The organism is Macrococcus capreoli (assembly GCF_025628935.1).
Classification (GTDB): Bacteria; Bacillota; Bacilli; order Staphylococcales; family Staphylococcaceae; genus Macrococcoides; species Macrococcoides capreoli.
Genome location: NZ_JAOTIS010000002.1, coordinates 17,950 through 40,606 on the forward strand (window position 1 = coordinate 17,950; position 22,657 = coordinate 40,606).

20 protein-coding genes and 1 pseudogene are annotated in these 22,657 nt (G+C 34.8%); 3 read left to right on the plus strand and 18 right to left on the minus strand.

Features of this window, described 5'->3' with window-relative positions; genetic code table 11:
* Positions 1-19: 19 nt before the first annotated feature.
* Positions 20-829, minus strand: coding sequence for a 3-methyl-2-oxobutanoate hydroxymethyltransferase (gene panB / locus OCL94_RS01740; RefSeq protein WP_262993941.1), 810 nt, complete (start codon positions 827-829; stop codon positions 20-22).
* Between the two features lie 107 nt (positions 830-936).
* Between panB and OCL94_RS01745 the strand changes: the two genes are divergently transcribed.
* Positions 937-1,800: an oxidoreductase gene (locus tag OCL94_RS01745; protein ID WP_262993943.1), complete on the plus strand. Its 864-nt coding sequence runs from the start codon at positions 937-939 to the stop codon at positions 1,798-1,800.
* A gap of 74 nt (positions 1,801-1,874) precedes the next feature.
* On the opposite strand, the gene OCL94_RS01750 is transcribed toward OCL94_RS01745, so the two are convergent.
* The 4 genes from OCL94_RS01750 to OCL94_RS01765 are packed head-to-tail and all read right to left on the minus strand — an operon-like array spanning position 1,875 to position 5,905.
* Complete coding sequence (locus tag OCL94_RS01750; RefSeq protein WP_262994356.1) at positions 1,875-2,678, minus strand: Cof-type HAD-IIB family hydrolase; 804 nt, start codon at positions 2,676-2,678, stop codon at positions 1,875-1,877.
* Between the two features lie 44 nt (positions 2,679-2,722).
* Positions 2,723-3,607, minus strand: a complete 885-nt coding sequence (gene thrB / locus OCL94_RS01755; protein ID WP_262993945.1) for a homoserine kinase — start codon at positions 3,605-3,607, stop codon at positions 2,723-2,725.
* The gene (thrC, locus tag OCL94_RS01760) at positions 3,607-4,668 is read right to left on the minus strand and encodes a threonine synthase (RefSeq protein ID WP_262993947.1); all 1,062 of its coding nucleotides are present in this window, start codon (positions 4,666-4,668) and stop codon (positions 3,607-3,609) included. Before thrC ends, thrB begins: the two co-directional genes overlap by 1 nt.
* Position 4,669: 1 nt before the next feature.
* Positions 4,670-5,905, minus strand: a complete 1,236-nt coding sequence (locus OCL94_RS01765; RefSeq protein WP_262993949.1) for a homoserine dehydrogenase — start codon at positions 5,903-5,905, stop codon at positions 4,670-4,672.
* A gap of 116 nt (positions 5,906-6,021) precedes the next feature.
* Here OCL94_RS01765 and OCL94_RS01770 point away from each other — a divergent pair, with 116 nt between their 5' ends.
* Entirely contained in the window at positions 6,022-7,371 is a 1,350-nt protein-coding gene (locus OCL94_RS01770) for an aspartate kinase (RefSeq protein ID WP_262993951.1), read from the plus strand.
* 130 nt (positions 7,372-7,501) lie between these two features.
* Here OCL94_RS01770 and OCL94_RS01775 read toward each other — a convergent pair whose 3' ends face one another.
* The 5 genes from OCL94_RS01775 to hflX form a co-directional block, all read right to left on the minus strand.
* Entirely contained in the window at positions 7,502-8,536 is a 1,035-nt protein-coding gene (locus tag OCL94_RS01775; protein ID WP_262993952.1) for a DUF2332 domain-containing protein, read from the minus strand.
* A gap of 342 nt (positions 8,537-8,878) precedes the next feature.
* A complete protein-coding gene (gene glnA, locus OCL94_RS01780; RefSeq protein WP_262993953.1) occupies positions 8,879-10,216 on the minus strand; it encodes a type I glutamate--ammonia ligase in 1,338 nt (445 codons plus the stop codon).
* An 18-nt stretch (positions 10,217-10,234) separates the two neighbouring features.
* On the minus strand, positions 10,235-10,597 hold the full coding sequence (locus OCL94_RS01785; RefSeq protein WP_262993954.1) for a MerR family transcriptional regulator: 363 nt from the start codon (positions 10,595-10,597) through the stop codon (positions 10,235-10,237).
* 89 nt (positions 10,598-10,686) lie between these two features.
* Entirely contained in the window at positions 10,687-11,946 is a 1,260-nt protein-coding gene (locus tag OCL94_RS01790; protein ID WP_262993955.1) for a methionine gamma-lyase family protein, read from the minus strand.
* Complete coding sequence (gene hflX / locus OCL94_RS01795) at positions 11,927-13,258, minus strand: GTPase HflX (protein WP_411268464.1); 1,332 nt, start codon at positions 13,256-13,258, stop codon at positions 11,927-11,929. Before hflX ends, OCL94_RS01790 begins: the two co-directional genes overlap by 20 nt.
* A 51-nt stretch (positions 13,259-13,309) precedes the next feature.
* Between hflX and OCL94_RS01800 the strand changes: the two genes are divergently transcribed.
* Complete coding sequence (locus OCL94_RS01800) at positions 13,310-13,783, plus strand: glutathione peroxidase (RefSeq protein ID WP_262993957.1); 474 nt, start codon at positions 13,310-13,312, stop codon at positions 13,781-13,783.
* Between the two features lie 69 nt (positions 13,784-13,852).
* Here the strand turns inward: OCL94_RS01800 and hfq are convergent, their stop codons facing one another.
* The 8 genes and pseudogenes from hfq to mutL form a co-directional block, all read right to left on the minus strand.
* Positions 13,853-14,050 (minus strand): RNA chaperone Hfq, encoded by a 198-nt coding sequence (gene hfq / locus OCL94_RS01805; protein WP_262993958.1) that lies wholly within the window; start codon positions 14,048-14,050, stop codon positions 13,853-13,855.
* Entirely contained in the window at positions 14,034-14,978 is a 945-nt protein-coding gene (miaA, locus tag OCL94_RS01810; RefSeq protein WP_411268465.1) for a tRNA (adenosine(37)-N6)-dimethylallyltransferase MiaA, read from the minus strand. Before miaA ends, hfq begins: the two co-directional genes overlap by 17 nt.
* Entirely contained in the window at positions 14,965-15,858 is an 894-nt protein-coding gene (locus tag OCL94_RS01815) for an alpha/beta fold hydrolase (RefSeq protein ID WP_262993962.1), read from the minus strand. The genes miaA and OCL94_RS01815 overlap by 14 nt, the downstream gene beginning before the upstream one ends.
* Before the next feature lie 88 nt (positions 15,859-15,946).
* Positions 15,947-17,620, minus strand: a complete 1,674-nt coding sequence (locus tag OCL94_RS01820) for a glycerol-3-phosphate dehydrogenase/oxidase (protein ID WP_262993964.1) — start codon at positions 17,618-17,620, stop codon at positions 15,947-15,949.
* A 70-nt stretch (positions 17,621-17,690) separates the two neighbouring features.
* Positions 17,691-19,190, minus strand: coding sequence for a glycerol kinase GlpK (gene glpK / locus OCL94_RS01825; RefSeq protein WP_262993966.1), 1,500 nt, complete (start codon positions 19,188-19,190; stop codon positions 17,691-17,693).
* Positions 19,191-19,228: 38 nt separating this feature from the next.
* Positions 19,229-20,047 (minus strand): annotated as a pseudogene (locus OCL94_RS01830) (MIP/aquaporin family protein).
* A gap of 132 nt (positions 20,048-20,179) precedes the next feature.
* Positions 20,180-20,725, minus strand: coding sequence for a glycerol-3-phosphate responsive antiterminator (locus OCL94_RS01835; RefSeq protein ID WP_262993968.1), 546 nt, complete (start codon positions 20,723-20,725; stop codon positions 20,180-20,182).
* 2 nt (positions 20,726-20,727) lie between these two features.
* Positions 20,728-22,653: a DNA mismatch repair endonuclease MutL gene (gene mutL, locus OCL94_RS01840; RefSeq protein ID WP_262993970.1), complete on the minus strand. Its 1,926-nt coding sequence runs from the start codon at positions 22,651-22,653 to the stop codon at positions 20,728-20,730.
* Positions 22,654-22,657 lie beyond the last annotated feature (4 nt).

A 22,657-nucleotide genomic window follows, 5' to 3' on the forward strand; every position in this document is an offset into this window, starting at 1 on the left:
CTTTATATATTAAAATTGGTTATTTTAATTCATCCATAATCTTTACTTTATATGTGTAGTCCTCACTTGGGAATACACCCGATTTTACTTCTTCATTAAATTGTCGTATGGCTTCGACACCTGTAGAAAAGTCACCATAAACTTTTACAAACTTAGCACGGTGATCTTGCTCATATTGTAAAATATCATGATATACAAGCACTTGACCATCTGTACCGCTACCCGCTCCGATACCGATAATCGGAATGTTCACTGACTGGCTGATCGTTTCAGCTAAGTCACTCGGAATCACTTCTAATACGATCATAATTGCGCCAGCCGCTTCCATCGCTTTACAATCTTCAATGAGTTGGGTAGCAGCATCTTTCGTCTTCGCTTGTACACTATACCCCATGACACCAACAGATTGTGGCGTTAATCCTAAATGGGCGACAACTGGAATCCCTATTTGTTTACAACGTGCAACGAAATCCGTTAAGTGTGCACCTTCTGCTTTTATTGCATTCGCATTCGTTGTTTGATATAACATTAATGCATTATTCAAATCCTGTTCCATACTGATACCGACACTACCGATTGGCATATCTACGACTACGAATGTATTCGGAGCACCCCGACGAACTGCACGACCATGGTGTATCATATCTTCTAACGTCACTTGTACCGTCGTTTCATATCCAAGGACAGTCATACCTAAACTGTCACCTACTAATATCGTATCAATCCCAGCTTTTTCAACTTGTTTCGCACTTGGATAATCATATGCAGTTAACATAGTAATCTTCTCACCAGTTTGTTTCATCTTAAATAAATCTTGTGTAGTTCTCAAAATAATCACCCTTTTTACATAGTAAATACATTATAGAGTGTATTTATTAAAGTGTATAGTTTAATATTAAATTATATATAATTAACATGTAACTAGAGGTGAAAGATTTGAAAGATATCGCAATCATCGGCGCAGGTGCCGTCGGAAGCATCATTTTGCACCTCATAAAAGACAGTCATTTTCAAATTGATATTTTTGCAACAGAAATTAGAGACATCAACATTGAAAAGGATGGCGTAATCTTACCTACTGGATTTACGACTAAAACACTAACTAAAGTAAATAAGCAATATGACATTATTTTTATTACAACTAAAGCTTTTATGATTGATCGAATAATGCCAAACATCGAATCGATGATCCATGAAGATACGAAGATTATCATTTGTCAAAATGGTTATTCACAAAATGAACGCTTTCAACATTCTATCGTCTATCATGCAGCAGTATATATTAGTGGTCAAAAAATGCAAGATAAAGTGATTTATTTCAGAGATAACAAACTCGTCCTGCCTATTAATCCCCACACTCAAACGATTCAAAATGCATTTAAGGATACGCAACTGAACATTATATTAGCAGATGATTATTTATCTCAGATCTGGTTTAAATTGCTTGTAAATCTTGGTATTAATTCAATGACAGCACTCACAAAAAATACAGCACAAATTCAAAAAGTGCCTGAAATACAACAATTAATCATACAGCTATTGAAAGAAGGCGTAATGGTAGCAAATGCTGAATCACAACACTTTAATGATAAGACGATAGACCAAATATTAAGTATTTATGCTGGTTACCCTGACCATATGGGGACTTCGATGTATTATGATATGCTGAATCAATCGCCAACTGAATATGAATTTATTCAAGGATATATATACGAACGTGCACGCTATCATCACTTAGCAACACCTACATTGGATATCATTTACGCATTACTTAAAGGCTATCAATTTAGCAGAATATAAAGAAATCTATTAAGAATATCTTAGAAAAATATATAAAATGAACACGCAATGATGAATTTCATTGCGTGTTCATTTTATATATATTTGTTAACAATATTAGCTATACCATCTTGATTATGGTCATCTGTAATAACGTCAGCGATTTGTTTAATATTATCATTTGCGTTTCCCATCGCAACACCAAGACCTGCATACTCTAACATGTCTTTATCATTATTACTATCACCGAAAGCCATTACTTCTTCTTGTTTAATCCCTAACTTTTCTACAAGCTGCTTTAACACTTTACCTTTTGAAACATCTTTATTCATAAACTCTAAGAAAAATGGTTTAGATGTTGTCGCATGAATGTCTTCATTAAAGCTTCCGCCAATTGCTTCATTCATCGCGCTAATTTTCTCTATATCATCAACGCCCATTAACTTTGGAACATCACCAGTTACAAAAGCTTTTAAATCTTCAACAGGTTGCATCGGTAATCCCGTTAATTCATGTTCAACATTCATATATTCATGCGTACCTTCAAATACAATCGTATTATTAATATATGTTAATACAAACACGTCGCGCGCTCTTAAATAATCATATACTGCATCAAAAGATTGTTTACTAACATGTGTTGCAGCTATTAATTCTCCTGTTGACATATCAGTCACTTCAGCACCGTTATAACTTAATATATATGAACCAAAGTCAGCTAGCTGTAATGCTTTAGCAGCAGCTAACATACCACCTGTTGGTCTTCCTGAAGCTAATACCACTTTGATACCTTGTTGCTGTGCTTTAATTAAAGCATCTTTTGTAGATGGCAAAATAGTATTATTAGAAGTTAATAATGTATCATCCATATCTAACACGATCATTTTGTATTGCATTATATTCACTCCATATCATTTTAATACTTATATCGTATCATAAATGATTATTTTTCGTATGATATGACACCGTTTACATCCACCTGAATATGTTTCACTTCACAATTTTGTAAAAGATTTAATGCGCGAAAATTTTCATTAAAGTGATCTGGACTACAAACAACGAAAATTGACGGTCCTGCACCGCTTAAAAACGCAAAACAATCGCCTGTTATTGCATCTCTCACGAATTGATAATGTGGTACTAAATGTTTACGATACGGTTCGTGATACATATCTTGCTGCATCATTTGCCCCGCTGTGACGTAATCTTTTGCATAAAGTGAGGCAATTAACATATTACCGATAGCGCCTGCTTCAACAGCTGTACTATACGCTAATTCGTTCGGCAAAACATCACGTGCAACACTTGTTTGTAATTCATAATTCGGGATCACAACAAGTATTGGCCATTCTATGACAGGAACTTGCAACGTCTTCGTAATGTGCTGTTTCTTATTATAATATCCGACAACAACACCACCTAAGATGCTTGGTGCTACGTTGTCGGGATGTCCTTCTATTTCAGATAAAAGTCTCACTTTCTCTTCCTTCGATAGTTTCAGTCCGTAAAAGTAATTTATTATTTCAAGACTGGCAATAAGTGCTGAGCCGGAACTACCCAAACCTCTTGCAAGCGGGATATCTGAATGCATTACAATTGAAAAGCATCGCGCTTCTAAATTAAATTTTTCAAAAAAGTATTTACAATATTTTCGAATATAATGATTTTCGTTATTTTCTAAATCTGCTATTGCTTCACCGAAATGGTGAATATCCCATGTTTCATTTTCACATACTTCCAGTTCTAAATATAAGTTAACAGCCATACCAATTGAATCAAACCCTGGACCTAAGTTTGATGTCGAAGCGGGTACTTTAATATATAACATTATATCACCGACTCAATATATGAAATTATAGCTTGTTCATCGTTTTTCAACGCTTTTTGTTTAACATCAATTGTGTCAATTGCAGTTTGAGGATCTTTCAGTCCATTTCCTGTTAATACAGCGACGATTTTTTTACCTTTAGGGAGTTGACCCGCTTCATGCAATTTAATTAATCCTGCGATACTCGCGTTACTACCAGGTTCTGCAAATACACCTTCCTTGCTTGTAATGATACTGTATGCATTTAATATTTCTGCATCCGATACTGCATCAATGAGGCCTCCAGATGCATCTCGAGCATCCTCAGCTAACTTCCAGCTTGCAGGATTTCCAATTCGTATTGCTGTTGCAATTGTTTCGGGCTGTTCAATGACATCACCTTTCACGAGCGGTGCTGCACCCTCTGCCTGGAAACCATACATTTTTGGTAATGCTGATTGATTTTTCTCTGCATATTCTTTAAACCCTTTCCAGTATGCTGAAATATTCCCGGCGTTACCGACAGGTATTGCAAGAATTTCTGGCGCCTCACCTAACTGCTCAATGACTTCAAAAGCGGCTGTCTTTTGACCTTCTAAACGATAAGGATTCACTGAATTTACTAATGCAATATCGTCACGCATTTCGCTCACTTTACGAACAATATTTAATGCTTCATCAAAGTTTCCTTCGATTGAAACAATCTCGGCACCATAAATAATGGCTTGTGCTAGTTTACCCATTGCAATTTTCCCTTCAGGGATTACGACGATTGTCTTTAATCCAGCACGAGCAGCGTATGCTGCGGCTGATGCAGATGTATTCCCTGTAGAAGCACAAATAACGATTTCTTTACCTTGTTCTTTTGCTTTAGCAACAGCCATCACCATTCCTCGGTCTTTAAATGAGCCTGTTGGATTTGCACCTTCTAATTTGACATACACTTCATTCTCTAACATTTCAGATAAAAATGGCATATGAATTAATGGTGTGCCTCCTTCATTCAAACTAAGCAGTGGCGTATTCTCGTTAATAGGTAAATATTCCTTATATTCAGCAATTAATCCTTTCCATCGTTTCATCTTAAACACCTTCAATTCTATAGTTTTTATAATGCATGTCTAACGTTTCTATATATGCATTAATTTCATTTATTTGTGCTTGATTTAAATTAAGACATTCAATTGCTGCGATACCATCCTGAACAATAAACTGTTTATAAACTATTTCACTTAAAATTTGATTCAAATTACTATCTGCGTATAAATCAAGCATAATGAGTTGATGGAATAATTGTTCGTCCTGTTCACTACGTGTTGTCACTTCTAAATGTAACGGTAAATTATGATTATCCGTATCAAGTATTTCAATGACATGTAATAAATCACTTACAACAGCACTACCTGTTGCTAAACTGCCTGCACCTTTGCCGTAATACATCGTGTCACCTACAGCATTGCCATCTATATAAATTGCATTGTATTCATTCTCAACATGGGCAAGTTGATGATATAAAGGAATCGCAGTTGGTGCAACTGATAAATGTGCTTGCTTACCATCATACAACCCATTACCAATGAGTTTAATGCGATACCCTAACTGTTTCGCCAGTTCAATATGACTAAGACGAACATCACGAATCCCTTCTACAGAACAATCAGTTAACGCATTAAACTGATTAAATGCTAAATAACTCATAATCACGACTTTACGCTGTGCATCAATCCCATCAACATCTGCAGTAGGATCAGCTTCTGCATAACCTAAATCCGTTGCAATTTGTAATGCATCATCAAAGGTTAATCTTTCTTTACTCATCTTACTTAATATGAAATTACTTGTGCCATTAAATATCCCCATAAAATGCGTTATACCATTTGCACTTAATCCATAATTTAACGCATTAATAATCGGTATCCCACCTGCAACTGCCGCTTCATATTTTAAAGACACACTGTTCTCACGAGATAACTTTTCTAACGCTTCAAGATGCTCAGCTAGTAAATCTTTATTTGCTGTAATAACATGAATTTTATTGTTTAAAGCGGTAGCAATTAACTCATATGTATGTTCAATTCCGCCCATCACTTCTATTAAAATATCAATATCACTTTGTACAATAGACAATAGATTATCCGTCAAATGATACTTTTTGACATCGATATCACGTTCTTTTTTTATATTTTTTACGCCAATTGAGACGATTTGAATATCTATATTTAATTTTTCTTTTATTTGTTCATAATTATCTTCAATAATACGTATCACACCTGTTCCAACCGTTCCTAAACCAAGTAATCCAATCTTTAATTGTTTCATTGCAACCTCCTGTTTTTCTTAAAAATACAAATGTATTCTTAAAAAAGAATTATATATATAGTATAACTAAGTCAACCATAATGTAAAGTTAAAATGTTTATAGAAAGAGTGATTCCATGATTGTATGTAAATTTGGAGGCAGTAGTGTCGCTAATGCAGCACAAATAAAAAAGGTACTCGACATACTCAATGAAAGCGACAACCGAAAAATAGCGATTGTTTCAGCACCCGGGAAAAGATATACAGCAGATATTAAAGTAACTGATTTATTAATACAGTTATATAACAAAGTGATATTAAGTGAAAAATACGACGATGAAAAACAACGTATTCTCGATCGTTTTCGTTCCATTGAAGAAGAACTTCCATTAAAAAATTCATTACTAATTAAATTTAATGCACAATTAGAACAATATATTAACCAATATCATAACCAGCCTCTCCGTTTACTCGATGCATTAAAGAGTACCGGCGAAGACTTTAATGCACAGATCATTGCAGCATTTAATTGTCAAAACGGAATCAAAACGACTTATTTATCACCAAAAGATATAAAAATGATTGTTAGTGATGAACCTGGTAACGCCATCATTCTTGAAAAAAGTTACGATTTAATCAATTCAATGATTCAAAATACTGATGGCAAGATTATTATTCCAGGCTTTTTCGGTGTAAATTATCACGGTGATATTGTTACATTTTCTCGCGGTGGAAGTGATATTACGGGTGCAATTTTATCAAGAAGTGTACAAGCCGAAGTATATGAAAACTATACGGATGTTTCAGGTATTTTCGCAGCAAATCCAACGATAATTGACAATCCTGCTGCAATTCATAATTTAACTTATGCTGAAATGCGCGAATTATCATATGCCGGATTTAATGTTTTTCATGATGAGGCGTTGATGCCCTTATATAAAGAAGGTATCCCAGTGAATATTAAGAATACGAATGATCCTGATCACCCCGGAACGATGATTACAAAATCACGTGAATCTACAGGTGTTGTTGGTGTGAGCTGTGACACTGGCTTTGTAAGTATTAATATTACAAAATATTTAATGAATAGAGAAATTGGGTTTACACGAAGATTATTAACAATATTGGAGGATTATCAAATCTCATATGAACATATGCCTTCAGGGATAGATGATCTGAGTATTATCATAAGGAAGAATCAATTTAATAATAATCTCAATACATTATTGAATGAAATCCAAACGACGCTACATGTCGATGAAATAACAGTTGAGAAAGATATTGCGATATTAATGGTTGTTGGTCTTGGCATGAAGACGTTGATTGGTACTGCAAATAAAGCGACAGAAGCATTTAAGCAGCATCAAATAAATTTAAAAATGATTAACCAAGGGTCATCAGAAATTAGCATGATGTTTGGCATCTGTGAAAGTGATGCTGATCAAGCGGTTAAAGCGATTTATGATGCGTATTTCACTGCATCATAAAAAGACTTTATGTTTATTGCAACGACGACGAACAATAAAATTCAAAAAAAATTGTCTAACATCAAATTACGATGATAGACATTTTTTTTTTTTTTTGCACATTCAATTTGTTAAATAACAGTACAATACATTAAAATATGACTTTTTGATTATGCAACCATTCAATCGTTAACGCATTTAAATCGAAATTCGCTAATTTCAGTCGTTGTAATTTACCATCGATAAATGAATCTAAATAAATATCATTATTAAATATTTGATGATGCACATGATAAATTTCATGCGTTTCTGAAAATGCACTAATGATTTGCATCAGTTGCTGTTTCTTTTCATCTGACCAATTTTTTGTAACATGCACGTGGAACAAAATAACTGCTTCATCCTCAGGTAAAGATGACAATACAGTCGGCAATATTTTCAGTTCTTCCCCCTCTAATATTTCTACCGGATGATCTAAAAATACTTTACGCGCTTTAATAAAATGTTTACGACGTTTCGTTTCTTCCGGATAATATAAACTCATAAGCCAGTAATAATCTTCATCCAGCGTTAAGTCAATTTTATTTTTTGTAATGCCTACTTTTTTATGTGGATGCGCAAGTGTTGTGATATCGAAACCATCATCATATCCGTTGATTTTTACTTTTATATTAAAGTCATCGGTGTTACCAATTTCAATTTTCTTGTTAAATGTATAACCATACCAATCATAATTCAGTAATAAACCGCCCTTTGAACCCAGTTCAACAACATTAAACTTCTCCTGACCACTTAGTTTAATAATGTGTTGAAATACTGGAATCAGTACTGACGAGCGTTCTACAATGTTTTTCTTTAAATTATAATGTTCGATATCTTTTAAGATGCCACCAAAATGTTCCTCCTGAAATTCTAAAAATAACTTTATCATGTCTTTAGAAGGTTTCTTCGGGTCATTCGTAAAATTTAAAAAATAATCTCTCAATTCACTTTCATGTAAGTATAAATGCTTAACAACCGATGCTAAATAGAGTGAAATAAAATGCGCATTAAAAAAATGTGGTTTAATTTTTAACATTAATGCTGAATCCGTCACAATATGTTTCGTTATATAACTATAGAGCGGAGAATCTATCTTTACCGCTTCAGAATACGCTTCAAATTGTTTCTTAATCTTTTCCGGCATTATATTGCCCCCATCATGTTCATTTATACATATTATTTCTATTTATCTCATAAATATACAAATAATATTTATACCTAATCTCAAATATCATATAGTAAATTGAAAAAATATTCAATAATTGTTTAACATAAAAATAAAAAATAGCATCCATAACCTTTTTTTAGTAAAAATAATTGTGTGATTTATTTTATCTTTATCATACTAAAAAGATATTAATTTTGTGTAAATATATGTAGTAATACAGAAAAAACGAAACTTAAATGTGTTCCAAGAAAACTTCTAATCTTTTTAGGACACATAAAGAAAACCCTCAAAGTCAATGACTTCAAGGGTTTAAACTAATTAATATTGTTTCATATACTGCTCGCGTTCCCATTCAGATACTTGAATTCTGTACATATCCCACTCAATACTCTTAGAGTTAATGAACTGGCGATAAATATGGTCACCTAAAGCTTCTTTCATAATTTTATTTTCTTTCATCGCTTTAATCGCAGTGTATAATGTTGATGGTAAATCTTCAACACCAACCGCTTCACGCTCTTCACGATTCATTTCATAAATATTTTGATCGACTGGTGCTGGTACTTCTAATTTGTTCTTAATACCATCTAAACCTGCTTGTAATATAGTCGCTAATGCTAAATATGGATTTGCTGCAGGGTCTACTGAACGTACTTCTACACGTGTAGATAATCCGCGTGAAGCAGGAATACGAATTAATGGTGAACGGTTTTGGCCACTCCATGCAACGTAACATGGTGCTTCATATCCTGGTACTAAACGCTTATATGAGTTGACTAATGGGTTACAAACAGCTGTGAACCCACGCGCGTTTTTAATAATACCAGCGATAAAATGACGTGCATCATCTGATAATTCCATTTCACCTTTTGGATCATAGAATGCATTTTCTTTAGGCCCTTTAAATAATGATACGTTAAAGTGCATACCAGACCCGTTAACACCAAATAATGGTTTTGGCATAAACGTTGCATGTAAATTATGTTTACGTGCAATTGTTTTTACAACTAATTTAAATGTTTGAATATTATCGCACGCAGTAACAGCATCTGCATATTTAAAGTCAATTTCATGTTGCCCTGGAGCAACTTCATGGTGACTTGCTTCAATATCAAAGCCCATATCTTCTAATTCTAATACGATATCACGACGGCAGTTTTCACCTAAATCTGTTGGCGCTAAGTCGAAGTAGCCTCCATTATCATTAAGTTCTAAAGTTGGTTCACCTTTTTCGTCCAATTTGAATAAGAAGAATTCAGGTTCAGGTCCTAAGTTAAACTCAGTAAATCCTAGTTCTTCCATTTCCTTTAAGACACGCTTTAAGTTAGCACGAGGGTCACCAGAGAATGGTGTGCCATCTGGTTTATAAATATCACAAATTAAGCGAGCGACTTTACCTTTATCAGAAGTCCATGGGAAGATGACCCAAGTATCTAAATCTGGATATAATTTCATATCAGATTCTTCAATACGAACAAATCCTTCAATGGAAGATCCGTCAAACATCATTTCGTTGTCTAATACTTTCTCTAATTGACTAATCGGTACTTCTACGTTTTTAATTGTCCCTAAAATATCAGTAAATTGTAATCTTAAATAACGAACATTTGATTCTTCTGCAAGTCTAACAATATCTTTTCTTGTGTATTTAGCCATAATAGCCTCCAATAATATTTATTTGAAAAATCTTGATAAATCCCCACGGTTAATTGGTATATCTGTCGTTCTATTCAGCTCACTCACATCAGAATATAACATTTCTTTCACTTCATAAGAAGTTCGGTAGTCATGCTTTTGCTCTGCCATCATTACTTTAATCCGTTTCATATTAAAGCCTTTTTCAAGTAACAGTTTAATTTCTAATAAAGTATCTAAATCATTCATAGAAAACAATCGTTGATTACCATCTGACCGTTCTGGTGTAATGAGTTTCTGTTCTTCGTAGTATCGTATTTGCCTAGCACTTAAAGCTGTTAATTTCATAACGATACCGATTGGAAACACTGGCATATTTCTTCTGACTGTATCACTTGACATATCAGCACCTCCAATAAGAACTATCTATAAATTAACACATCTTTTTTCAAAAAACAAATCCATGTAAGAAAAGCTTACATGGATTTGTTTTAAAGGTGAATTACCTTTTTTTCTATTAAATTTTCAATGGCTTTTATCGTCGCCAGTTTAACATGCTCGTAAGTTAATCCACCTTGAATATAGGCTTCATATGGCGCACGAATTGGACCGTCTGCAGTCAGTTCAATTGAGGCCCCTTGTATAAAAGTACCCGCTGCCATAATAACGTCATCGGTATACCCCGGCATATATGCTGGCATCGGTAAAAATTGTGAATTTACTGGTGAAGCACTTTGGATTGCCTGACAGAATAGAATCATTTTTTCTTTATCATTAAATGTTACTGATTGTATTAAATCTGTTCTAAAATCATCATATTTAGGCGTCGTCTCTAATCCCAGGGCTGTTAATATCGCACTCATAAAGACTGCCCCTTTTAACGATTGACTTACAACATGCGGACTTAAAAAGAAGCCTTGATACATTTCATGCAAACTGTATAATGATGCACCAGCTTCTTTTCCAATCCCCGGTGCTGTAAGGCGATAACCGATACGCTCAATTAAATCCTTTCGCCCAGCAATATACCCCCCAATTTTGCAAATACCACCACCAGGGTTTTTAATTAAACTACCTGCTATCAAATCTGCTCCTACTTCTATCGGCTCACGATCTTCAACAAATTCGCCGTAACAATTATCAACGAAGACAATAACGTTTGGGTATGCTTGTTTTACCGCATGAATTGTTGATTCAATTTGTGCTATCGTTAACGAGGGTCTCGAACTATATCCTTTTGAACGTTGAATCGCAACCATTTTCGTTTGATCCGAAATAACAGATAATACGCTCTGTATATCGATTTGATTATTTTTTAATTCTACATGTTGATATTTCACACCTGATTCCATTAATGAGCCAATTCCATTACCTTCTACTCCGATTACTTCAAGTAACGTATCATATGGCTTTCCTGTTATATAAATCAGTTCATCACCATGCATTAAATTAGCTTGTAGCGCTAATGTAATGGCATGAGTACCCGAAATAACTTGTGGTCTCACAATCGTATCTTCTGCTTTAAACACATGACTGTAAACCGCTTCTAAATTATCACGTCCCATGTCATCATAACCATAGCCATTCGACCCTACTAAATCACCTTCAGAGATTTTCACTGCATTAAATGCATCTAAAACTTTCTTTTGATTAAATAAAGCCATTTGCTCAATACGTTTAAATTGTTCCATTACTGTTATATCAGCTTTGTCAATTAATTGTTGTAGTTTTTTATTGTGTGTTATTTCCATTGTCATCCTCAGTTCTCGTCATAATATTTTCAACGACACCACTCTTTAGTAAATGTGCCGTCACACCATTTAGTGGATTTTCGTAACCTGAAATTTCATATAGATTGATTGCCTCATTAAATGAAATATCATCTACTAACGTTGTTTGTTTTAAAATCGAAATTGTTTGACCATCATAATTGAGCATTTGAACATGGTAAGGTGCCATTTCATTTTTAATGATTTTAATTAACGCTGTCTTTAGACGATGTTCATCTTCCGCGTCATATACTGAAACAACGATTTCATTCGGTCCTATCGGTAATACTTCAGGTTGTATTAAATCCTTTTTATTATACACAGTTAATATCGGTATATGTTTCATTTCAAGTTCAGATAGAATGGTATTAACCGTATCAATATGGTTTAAGTAATTTGGATGGCTTCTATCAACGACATGTATTATAACATCAGCATATTTCGCTTCTTCCAAAGTGGAACTAAATGCCTCGACTAAATGCGTCGGTAGGTGCTGAATAAATCCAACTGTGTCGCTCAATAATAAATTGAACCCATCATTAACTTTCATAATTTTACTTTTCGGATCAAGCGTTGCAAACAATTTATCTTCCATAAAAGTATCGCTTTCAGTCAATTGATTAAACCACGACGATTTACCTGCATTCGTATAACCGACTAATGCAACTTGAAACATCTGTTTCTTTTGTCTATTCTCACGGTAGCGTGTTCGGTGCGCTTTAATGACTTCCAATTGCGTTTTAATATCGTGGATCTTATTGCGGATATGTCGTCTGTTCATTTCCAGTTTCGTTTCTCCCGGACCTCGTGTTCCTATACCCCCACCAAGTCTTGATAACGACTGCCCATGCCCTGATAATCGAGGTAATAAATACTCTAATTGCGCTAATTCTACTTGTAATTTACCTTCTCTACTGCGTGCACGTTGCGCAAAAATGTCTAGAATTACTTGGGTTCTATCTATTATTTTGACATCCAGCATATCATTTAAATGTTTTGATTGTGAGTTTGTTAATTCATCATTAACGACAACAACATCAAACGATAAATCTTCACGTTCTTTTAATTCGATTATCTCTTCAACTTTACCTTTACCAAGATAAAATGATTGATCTTTTCTATCTTTATTTTGAATAATTGTATCGACAACTTCCAGTCCTGCTGTCTCACATAAAGCTTTTATTTCTGAAACACTCGCCTGAAAGTCAAATTCCGGTTCTTTTTTTAAATGAACTGCTATAATAAGAGCACGTTCAATTGTTACATGTGTCTCGTTCAAGTGATCACCTCTTATATTAGTTTGCGTTAAATGATAAAAATAAACAAGCAGGAAGGAAGAATTTTTATGTCAATTTACGATATTTCAGTAACGACAACAAAACATGAAACATATGCATTATCAAAATATGCAGGTCAAGCAATGCTTATCGTTAATACAGCGAGCGAGTGCGGCTTCACGAAACAATTTGATGGACTTGAAAAAGTATATCAACAATTTAAAGATCAAGGCTTTGTTGTACTTGGATTTCCATGCAATCAGTTTGGCAACCAGGAACCAGGAGATGGTGCTGAAGCAGAACAAAACTGTCGCTTAAACTACGGAGTCACTTTTCCAATGCATGAAAAAATAGATGTAAACGGCGACAATGCACATCCACTATTTCAATATTTAAAAAAGGAAACGAAAGGTCTGCTCGGAGACAATATTAAATGGAACTTTACTAAGTTCTTAGTGGATAAAGAAGGTAATGTTGTTGGACGTTACGCGCCAACTAAAACGCCAGAACAACTCACTTCAGCGATTGAACAATATCTATAAATTAATATTTATATTAAAAAAAGAACAAATCCATCACTGGATTTGTTCTGCCATTTTGTTTGCATCACATTATTCTACGAAAGTACTTATAGCATGTTTATAAATTAAGTTCTCTTTATCGCCGACTTTTAATAAAATAACATATTTATCAAAGTCAAGAACTGTACCTTTCATTTGAAAGCCGTTCGTTAAGAAAACAGTTAGTTCCGTTTCACTTGTTTTGTACTTCTCTAAAAATGCATCCTGCAGATTACCTGAATTTGTCATAATAATTCCCCTCTATATTTGTCATAATTTGATTTACCATCGCTTGCATGGATAAATCACTACTGTCAAGCCATTCAATCGACATTTGATTATTAAACCATGTCAATTGACGCTTTGCGAAATTCCTAGAATTTTGCTGCAAACTTTCTACCGCTTGATTCAATGAAACTTCTCCATCTATATAAGGAATTATCTCTTTATACCCTATTGCAGTCATGCTTTGTTTATCTCTATAGCCACTGTCTATTAAGTTACTCACTTCTTGTACCAATCCCTGGTCAATCATAAGTAATACACGATGGTTGATTCTATCATATAATTTAGGACGCGGCATATTAAGTCCTATAATAAATGTATCATACTTTTCGTTGATTGTCTGACTTTTTTTTTGCAACGTGATTGATTTTTTATGCATTTCAAAATAGATTAATGCTCGCATTACCCGTTGTTTGTTATTATGATGAATAGATTCTGCTGCACGTGGATCTGTTTTTTGTAATAATTGATAAAGTACTTCGGTTGAATAATGATTATATTTTTCTTGTAATTTATTTTTTAATTGTTGATCTTCATCTTCAAATTCGTACTGATACAGTAGACTCTGAATATATAAACCTGTACCACCAACAATCATCGGTGTTTTACCACGATTGAATATATCTTCAATAATTGGCTCTGCATGCGTTTTAAATTGCGCAGCTGAATAACCTTCATCAGGGTTAAGTATATCGATTAAATGATGGGGAATGCCCTCCATCTCTTCTGAAGTTATTTTCGCGCTCCCGATGTCCATACCACGATATACTTGAATTGCGTCTCCACTAATGATTTCACCATTCACACGCTTAGCAATTTCAATACTTAATGCTGTTTTTCCAACAGCTGTTGGCCCAACTATAACAATTAAAGGAATTTTATTCATTACGATTTAACCACTTTCTAATATTTTCTAATACTACTTGTCGATTGTTCTCATTTAATACTTCATGTCGCGCATTTTGATAAAGTTGTACAGTGACATTGTCAATCCCACTATGCTTATATTTTTTCGCTAATTTATGAATACCTTTACCAAAATTAGAAAACGGATCGTCCATTCCTGAAACAAATAGCACATTAACTTTAGAACCCATCTTCTGAATGACTTTTCTTTGTTGTGTTTCACCCATCGATTGCGCCACTGAAAGTAATACGCTTAATGAAACATCAAATCCGCAATAATCATCTGCGACAAACTGATCGACGTTTTCCTGATTTAGACTTAACCAGTCACTTTGCGTGCGCAACGGTCGAAATCGTTTGTTAAATTGTTTCGTACTAATATTGTTTATTTTAGGCAATATTGCTGTTGGTCCATGTAATTTGATTAATGATTTCAGCAAAGCAATCGAACTTTGATACTTATAATCATAATAACCTGTGCCTACAAGAATACAGTCATCAAACACATTCGGATGTAATGCTAAATAAAGACGCGCAATAATACTCCCCATTGAATGACCTAATACGATTGTACGTCCAGGTACTTTAAATGTTTGCAATACTTCGTATGCATCATGAACAAGCTGCTCCACATTATCGAAATGCCCACGCGTACTTTCATCGATTCGCTTACCATGTCCGCGATGATTATGCATCACAACAACATATCCTAATTGACTGAAATATTGTGCGATTGGAATATAGCGTTCAATATGTTCAGACATACCATGTAATATTTGAATTGTTCCAATGGGTTGACTTGGGACACTTACAATCAATTCAAGTTGCGTATTATCTTTAAGTGTAATAAATTTATGTTCAATCATGTTGATTATCATCACCTCTCAACTATTATACATGAAAAAAAATAACCTGCCATGTCGACAGGTTATCCTTAATTACGATTTAACACGTTTATTCTTTTGAAACTTGAACAGATGGTGAAATCGCTTCTGTAATTTTATCTTCTAAAGCTTTCGTGTACATTTCGATTTCGCTTTGATCATATTGTAATAATTCGGATAATACTTGAATGATTGCTGCTTTATATTGAAATACATTTTGAATATTAAAATATAAATCGCCACTTCTGCGAATGATGAAATCAACCGGTTGATAAACCATTTCATTTTGTACGCCGTAAACGAGTTCTGCATATAAACTGACTGGCATATCTTTATAAGTCGATGACCCGCAGATTTGAGCAATTGCAAAAAGATCATCATAATTAGATCCGTATTTACGGATAATTGCTTTTTGTTCTGCTTCAGACAATATATTAAAAAGTTGTGGGTTAATATGTTCCTGAACATAGCGTTCAAAGTTTGCACTGCCCCCAACATCTCCACCAGAAATAGGAGTATGCTTCGTTTTACTTTCCGGGAAAGACAATCGGTATTCTTCTTTTAAACGTTGTGCAACTAAATCTACAATATCTTCAGCCATATGGCGGTAGCCCGTTAATTTTCCCCCTGCAATGGTCAATAAACCTGATTTGCCTTCCCAAATTTCATCTTTACGTGAGATTTCAGAAGGGTCTTTTCCTTTTTCTAAAATTAATGGTCGAATACCTGCCCACGTTGATTCAATATCATCATCACTAATTTCCACACTTGGAAACATGTAATTAATTGCTTTAATAATGTAATCTCGATCTTCTTGTGTTACTTTAGGATTTTGTTTGTCATTATTATAGAATGTATCTGTCGTACCTACATATGTTTTTCCGGCACGTGGGATGGCAAATATCATACGTTTATCATGTTCTGTATCAAAGTATATCGCCTGGCGTAACGGGAAATCACTTTGATCAAATACTAAATGCACGCCTTTAGTAAGTCGCAATTGTTTATTATTTTTAGAATAATCCTGACCTCGTACTTCATCTACCCAAGGCCCAGATGCATTAACTACTTTTTTAGCGGTAATATTAAACTTTGTATTACTTATTAAATCTGTCGCTGTAATACCATTCACTTTCTTTTTCTTGTCATAAGTGAAACCTGTTGATTTCACATAATTCAGAACATCTGCACCGAATTCTGACGCTTGTTTCATTACTTCAATAGTCATACGCGCATCGTCAGTACGATATTCAACATAAGAGCCACCACCCCTTAATCCATCAGGTTTAATTAACGGTTCTTTTGCTAACGTCTCTTTCGCTGAAAGCATAACACGACGCTCAGACTTCTTAACTTCTGCTAAGAAATCATATACTTTTAATGCAAGCGAGGTCGTTGTTGGACCAAATGTACCCCCTTTATGCATCGGTAATAACATACGTTCCGGTGTTGTGACATGTGGTCCATTTTCAAATACAATTGCACGTTCTTTACCGGTTTCGGCAACGACACCCACTTGTAATTGCTTTAAATAGCGTAATCCGCCATGTACTAATTTCGTAGAGCGGCTTGAAGTACCAGAAGCAAAATCCTGCATTTCCACTAGAGCAACTTTCATGCCACGTTGTGCTGCATCAAATGCAATACCAGCACCCGTAATTCCACCACCAATAATGACAACGTCATACTCCGTTTGTTGCATGCGATTTAAGACTTTTTTTCGATTTAAACTTGATAGCTTCATTTTCATACCTCCAAATAATATTACTACTCTATACCCTAAATTCTATGAAATTACTGTTGCTGCGATATAATTATTTATTTCTTTTAAATACTTGTGTAGCACGCACAGCTGTTTGCCATCCATCATATAAGTCTTCTCGTGTACTTTCGTCCATTTGAGGATCAAACTGATGATCTAATTGGAATTTCTCTTTAATTTCATCCTTTGATGACCAGAATCCAACCGCTATTCCTGCTAAATATGCCGCACCTAAAGCAGTTGTTTCATTGTTTTCCGGACGTTCTACCGGCACATTTAATATGTCAGACTGGAATTGCATTAAGAAATCATTTTTAACTGCGCCGCCATCTACACGTAATTTCTTAAGTTCAATGCCTGAATCTTTTTCCATCGCATCTAATACATCACGTGTTTGATACGCTAGACTTTCGAGCGTCGCACGAATAAAATGTTCTTTCTCTGTGCCTCTTGTAATACCAAATACAGCACCTCGCGCTTCTGAGTCCCAATATGGTGTACCTAATCCAACAAAAGCCGGAACAACATATACACCTTCACTTGATTTAATACGTGTCGCATAATTTTCAGTGTGAGATGCATCTTTTATCATGCGCATTCCATCTCTTAACCATTGTATTGCGCTACCTGCAACAAATATTGAACCTTCAAGCGCATAATTGACTTTCCCATCAATGCCGTAAGCCAGCGTCGTTAATAATCCACTTTCAGATTTCACAGCTTTCTCGCCAGTATTCATTAACATAAAGCATCCAGTACCATATGTGTTCTTCGCTTCACCCGCATTAAAGCAAGCTTGCCCAAATAAAGCTGCTTGCTGGTCACCAGCAATACCTGCAATAGGTATTTCATTACCAAAGAAATGTGGTGAGTCCGTATGCGCATAGATTTCACTTGAAGGTTTCACTTCTGGTAACATCGATTTCGGAACAGTTAAATGTTCAAGTAACGCTTCATCCCACTTTAAGTCATAAATATTATACATTAATGTACGGCTTGCATTAGAGTAATCTGTAACGTGTGCCTTTCCGCCTGATAATTTCCATGCGATCCACGTATCGATAGTACCAAATAGTAAGTCACCATTGTCAGCCTTTTCACGCGCGCCTTCAACATTGTCTAGTATCCATTTCACTTTTGTCCCAGAAAAGTATGGATCAAGTAATAGCCCTGTTTTATCTCTAAATTCCAGTTCTAATCCTTTCGCTTTTAAATCGTTACAAATATCCTGTGTTTGTCGTGATTGCCAGACAATCGCATGATAAATTGGTTTTTGAGTCGTTTTATCCCACACAACCGCCGTTTCACGTTGGTTCGTAATACCAATACCTGCAATTTGTTCTGCTTTGACTTCTGATTCGATTAATACACTTGAAATACATGATAATACTGATGACCATATTTCATTCGCATCATGTTCTACCCATCCCGATTGGGGGAAGTATTGTTTAAATTCACGTTGTGCAACGCCTTTAATATCACCTTGATGATCTACTAACATTGCACGCGTACTCGTTGTACCTTGGTCGATACTTAAAATATATTTTTCCATTTTATGATTCCCCTTTATTTCATATTATTATTCTCATTTTATAATAATGATGCTGCTTTTTCTTTTAGTAACATTTTATTTAGGATTACGCCTAATATTAATACTACAATGAATACCACAAATGATATCATATCAATCATTTCAAATTTTCCTTTGAATAGCAACCTGAATAGTGAGGCACCTAACATGCCACCCGCAATCGGACCTAAAATCGGAACAATTGCATATTTAAAGTTTGATGTCCCTTTCCCTGGTATTGGCAATAAATAATGCGCAAGACGCGGACCAAAATCTCTGGCCGGATTGATTGCATAACCTGTCGTGCCTCCTAAACTTAAACCGATGGCAATAATTAATATCCCAACAATAACAGGATTTAATCCATCCGCAAATTTGTTACCTCCAATAAATAATAAACCCATCATTAAGATAACTGTGCCAATGATCTCTGATATAAAGTTAGCAAAGTAATTCGGATATGCTGGACTCGTTGCAAATACACCTAGTTTCGTGCCCGCATCCGTTTCATCTTTAAAGTGCGGCATATAGTGTAACCATACGAGCGTTGCACCAATCATTGCACCTATCAATTGTGCGATGATATACCCTGGCACTTTTTACCACTCAAAATCACCATTCACAGCTAATCCGATTGATACTGCAGGGTTAAGATGTGCACCGGAAATTGAACCAACAGCATAGACCCCCATCGTTACTGCAAGTCCCCATCCAACTGCAATGACAATCCAGTCCGCGCCACGTGCAAATGTTCCTTTCAAACTTACATTGGCACATACACCCGCACCAAATAAAATTAATATCGCTGTACCAACGACTTCTGCAATATAAGCATTCATACAATCACCTCTTTTTAATATTAGTTAAAAAAAGACAAAAAGAACCCTTTATCCAAAGATAAAAGGTCTCTTTTACTCGTCCTAATTTATTAACTTATAATTATCGTAATATAACGTGAAAACGTTGTCAATTTATTTCTTAGGATTAAAGTGTTTCCATAAAATATTGTTGCTACTCGTTATATGCGTTGCACCGTGCTGAAGTGCAGTACCGACTTCTTCTACCGTTTCAATTAATCCTCCGGCAATAATTTTAGGGCGAATACATTCACTGAGTTCTTTTATTACTTTAGTTGCAATACCCGGAAGTACTTCAACATAATCCGGATCACTTTGTTCTATAAAACGATAACTTTTACTCAGCGCAGATGAGTCGATAATAAAAATACGTAAAATCGTTTGTGCACCTAACATTTTTGCCTTTTTAATGAGTTTAGGTTTCGTTGATACGATTCCATAAACTTTAAATTTTTGAATTAAATATTCAATTGCCGCTTCATCAACTGCCAACCCTTTAATTAAGTCAACATGAAAGAATGCATGCTTGTCATGAGCCATTAACATATTTAATATGTTGTCTAATTGACTAATATGAACATCTAAAATGACACAATAGTCATATTGCGTTTGAATAAATATTTCTAAATCTTTCATCGATCGAATGGCTGGCAGTATCATCTTTACATCACTCTCTTAAATAATTTTTCTAATTCATACGTTGTAAATTGTATCGTTATCGGTCGACCATGTGGACATGTATAAGGTTCATTCGTATACGATAATGCATTGATTAATCGTTCCATATCTTCCTTTTTTAAATAATGATTCGCTTTAATTGATTTTTTACAACTCATCATAATTGCAGTTTCTTCTCTAAATTTATTTAAATTAACTTGTTGGTGCTCAAATAAATAGTCAACTAAGTCTTCTACAGTTGATTTCGCGTCTTCAGGAAACCAAACGGGCACTTCATTCACGACATAATCACGACCACCAAAATGTTCAAGATTTACGCCAATTTCAGATAGTTTATGTTGTAACATTTCAAATTTCAACGCTTCATCCTGGGTTAACTGAATATTGATTGGAAAAAGCAACGTTTGTAATTCATGACTGACTTCCCCAATTTTATTTTTATAATATTCATATTTAATACGTTCCTGTGCGGCATGCTGGTCAATCATAAACATCCCTTCATCATTTTGGCAGACGATATATGTACCATGAACTTGTCCAACAACTTCTAAATAGGGTAGTTTCCGTGAACTATTCGTTTGAGTTGCTGTTAATCCTTCTTCTATTTGAATCGCTTCCTCATGTGCTGCACGTGAATCATTTATGATATTTTGATGAACATCGTGTTCCATTGCGACTTCCTGTACTGGCACTTTAGGAACAGGTGACTCACAAATTTCTTCAATTTTTTCTTCATCGATAGCAGGTAGTACATGTATTGTAGACGCGGTATTCATTTGAGCATTACTTGCCTTCACATCAAACTGACCATCTGGATTGTACGTTTCTTTTACAACCTCTTTTGATATGCGTTGATCATATTCGAATTTCTGTTGTTCAAATTGTTCCAGTACTTTTTTCTTTGTGCTCACCTTTGGTATTAAACTTTGACCGAGCAATCGCTCTTTTATTAACTGTTCGATAAGTGCCATTAACTGTGGCTCTTTCGATAAACGAACTTCTTGTTTCGTAGGATGAACATTGACATCAACCAGACTCGGATCCATTGAAATATGAATACTTACGATAGGATAACGCCCAATCGGTAATAATGTATGATAGCCATTGATGATTGCTTTAGAAATCATAAAATTTTTAATATAACGGCCATTAATAAATATCGACATATAATGGCGATTGCTTCGCGTGTGTTCCGGTTTAGCAATATAGCCATTAACTTTATAGTCACCCGTTTCCCCTTGAATTTCTATGATATCTTTTGCAATCTTCATCCCATATATGACCGCCATCGCTTCATTTAATTTACCATTACCCACTGACTGAATCAGCAGCTTATCGTCACTTAATAATGTAAATTGGATATTCGGGAAACTCATAATAAATCGGTTCATGATATCTGTAATTTTTCCGAGCTCTGTCTGTAAACTTTTTACGTATTTCAATCGTGCAGGTGTATTATAAAATAAATCTTCAACAATCATTTCTGTGCCCAATCGTGCTGCGTGTAAATTTCGACTGACAATCTTGCTGTTCTCAACTTTAATCTGATGCCCCACTGCTCCGTCAAAACACGTATTCACTGTCACACGACTTACAGATGCAATGGACGCTAATGCTTCACCACGAAATCCAAGTGTTCGAATATGGAATAAATCATGATCATCTGATATTTTACTCGTCGCATGTCTTAAAAACATTAACTCGAGATCATCTTCTGCAATACCCGAACCATTATCTGTGATTTTAATTTTTTTTAATCCTGCTTCTTCAACGGCAACTGTAATTTTAGTAGCGCCAGCATCAATAGCATTTTCCACAAGTTCTTTAACAACCGATTGCGGTCGCTCGATCACTTCTCCTGCAGCAATTTTATTACTTAATGCCGCATCCAGTGTTTTAATAATTCCCATGACT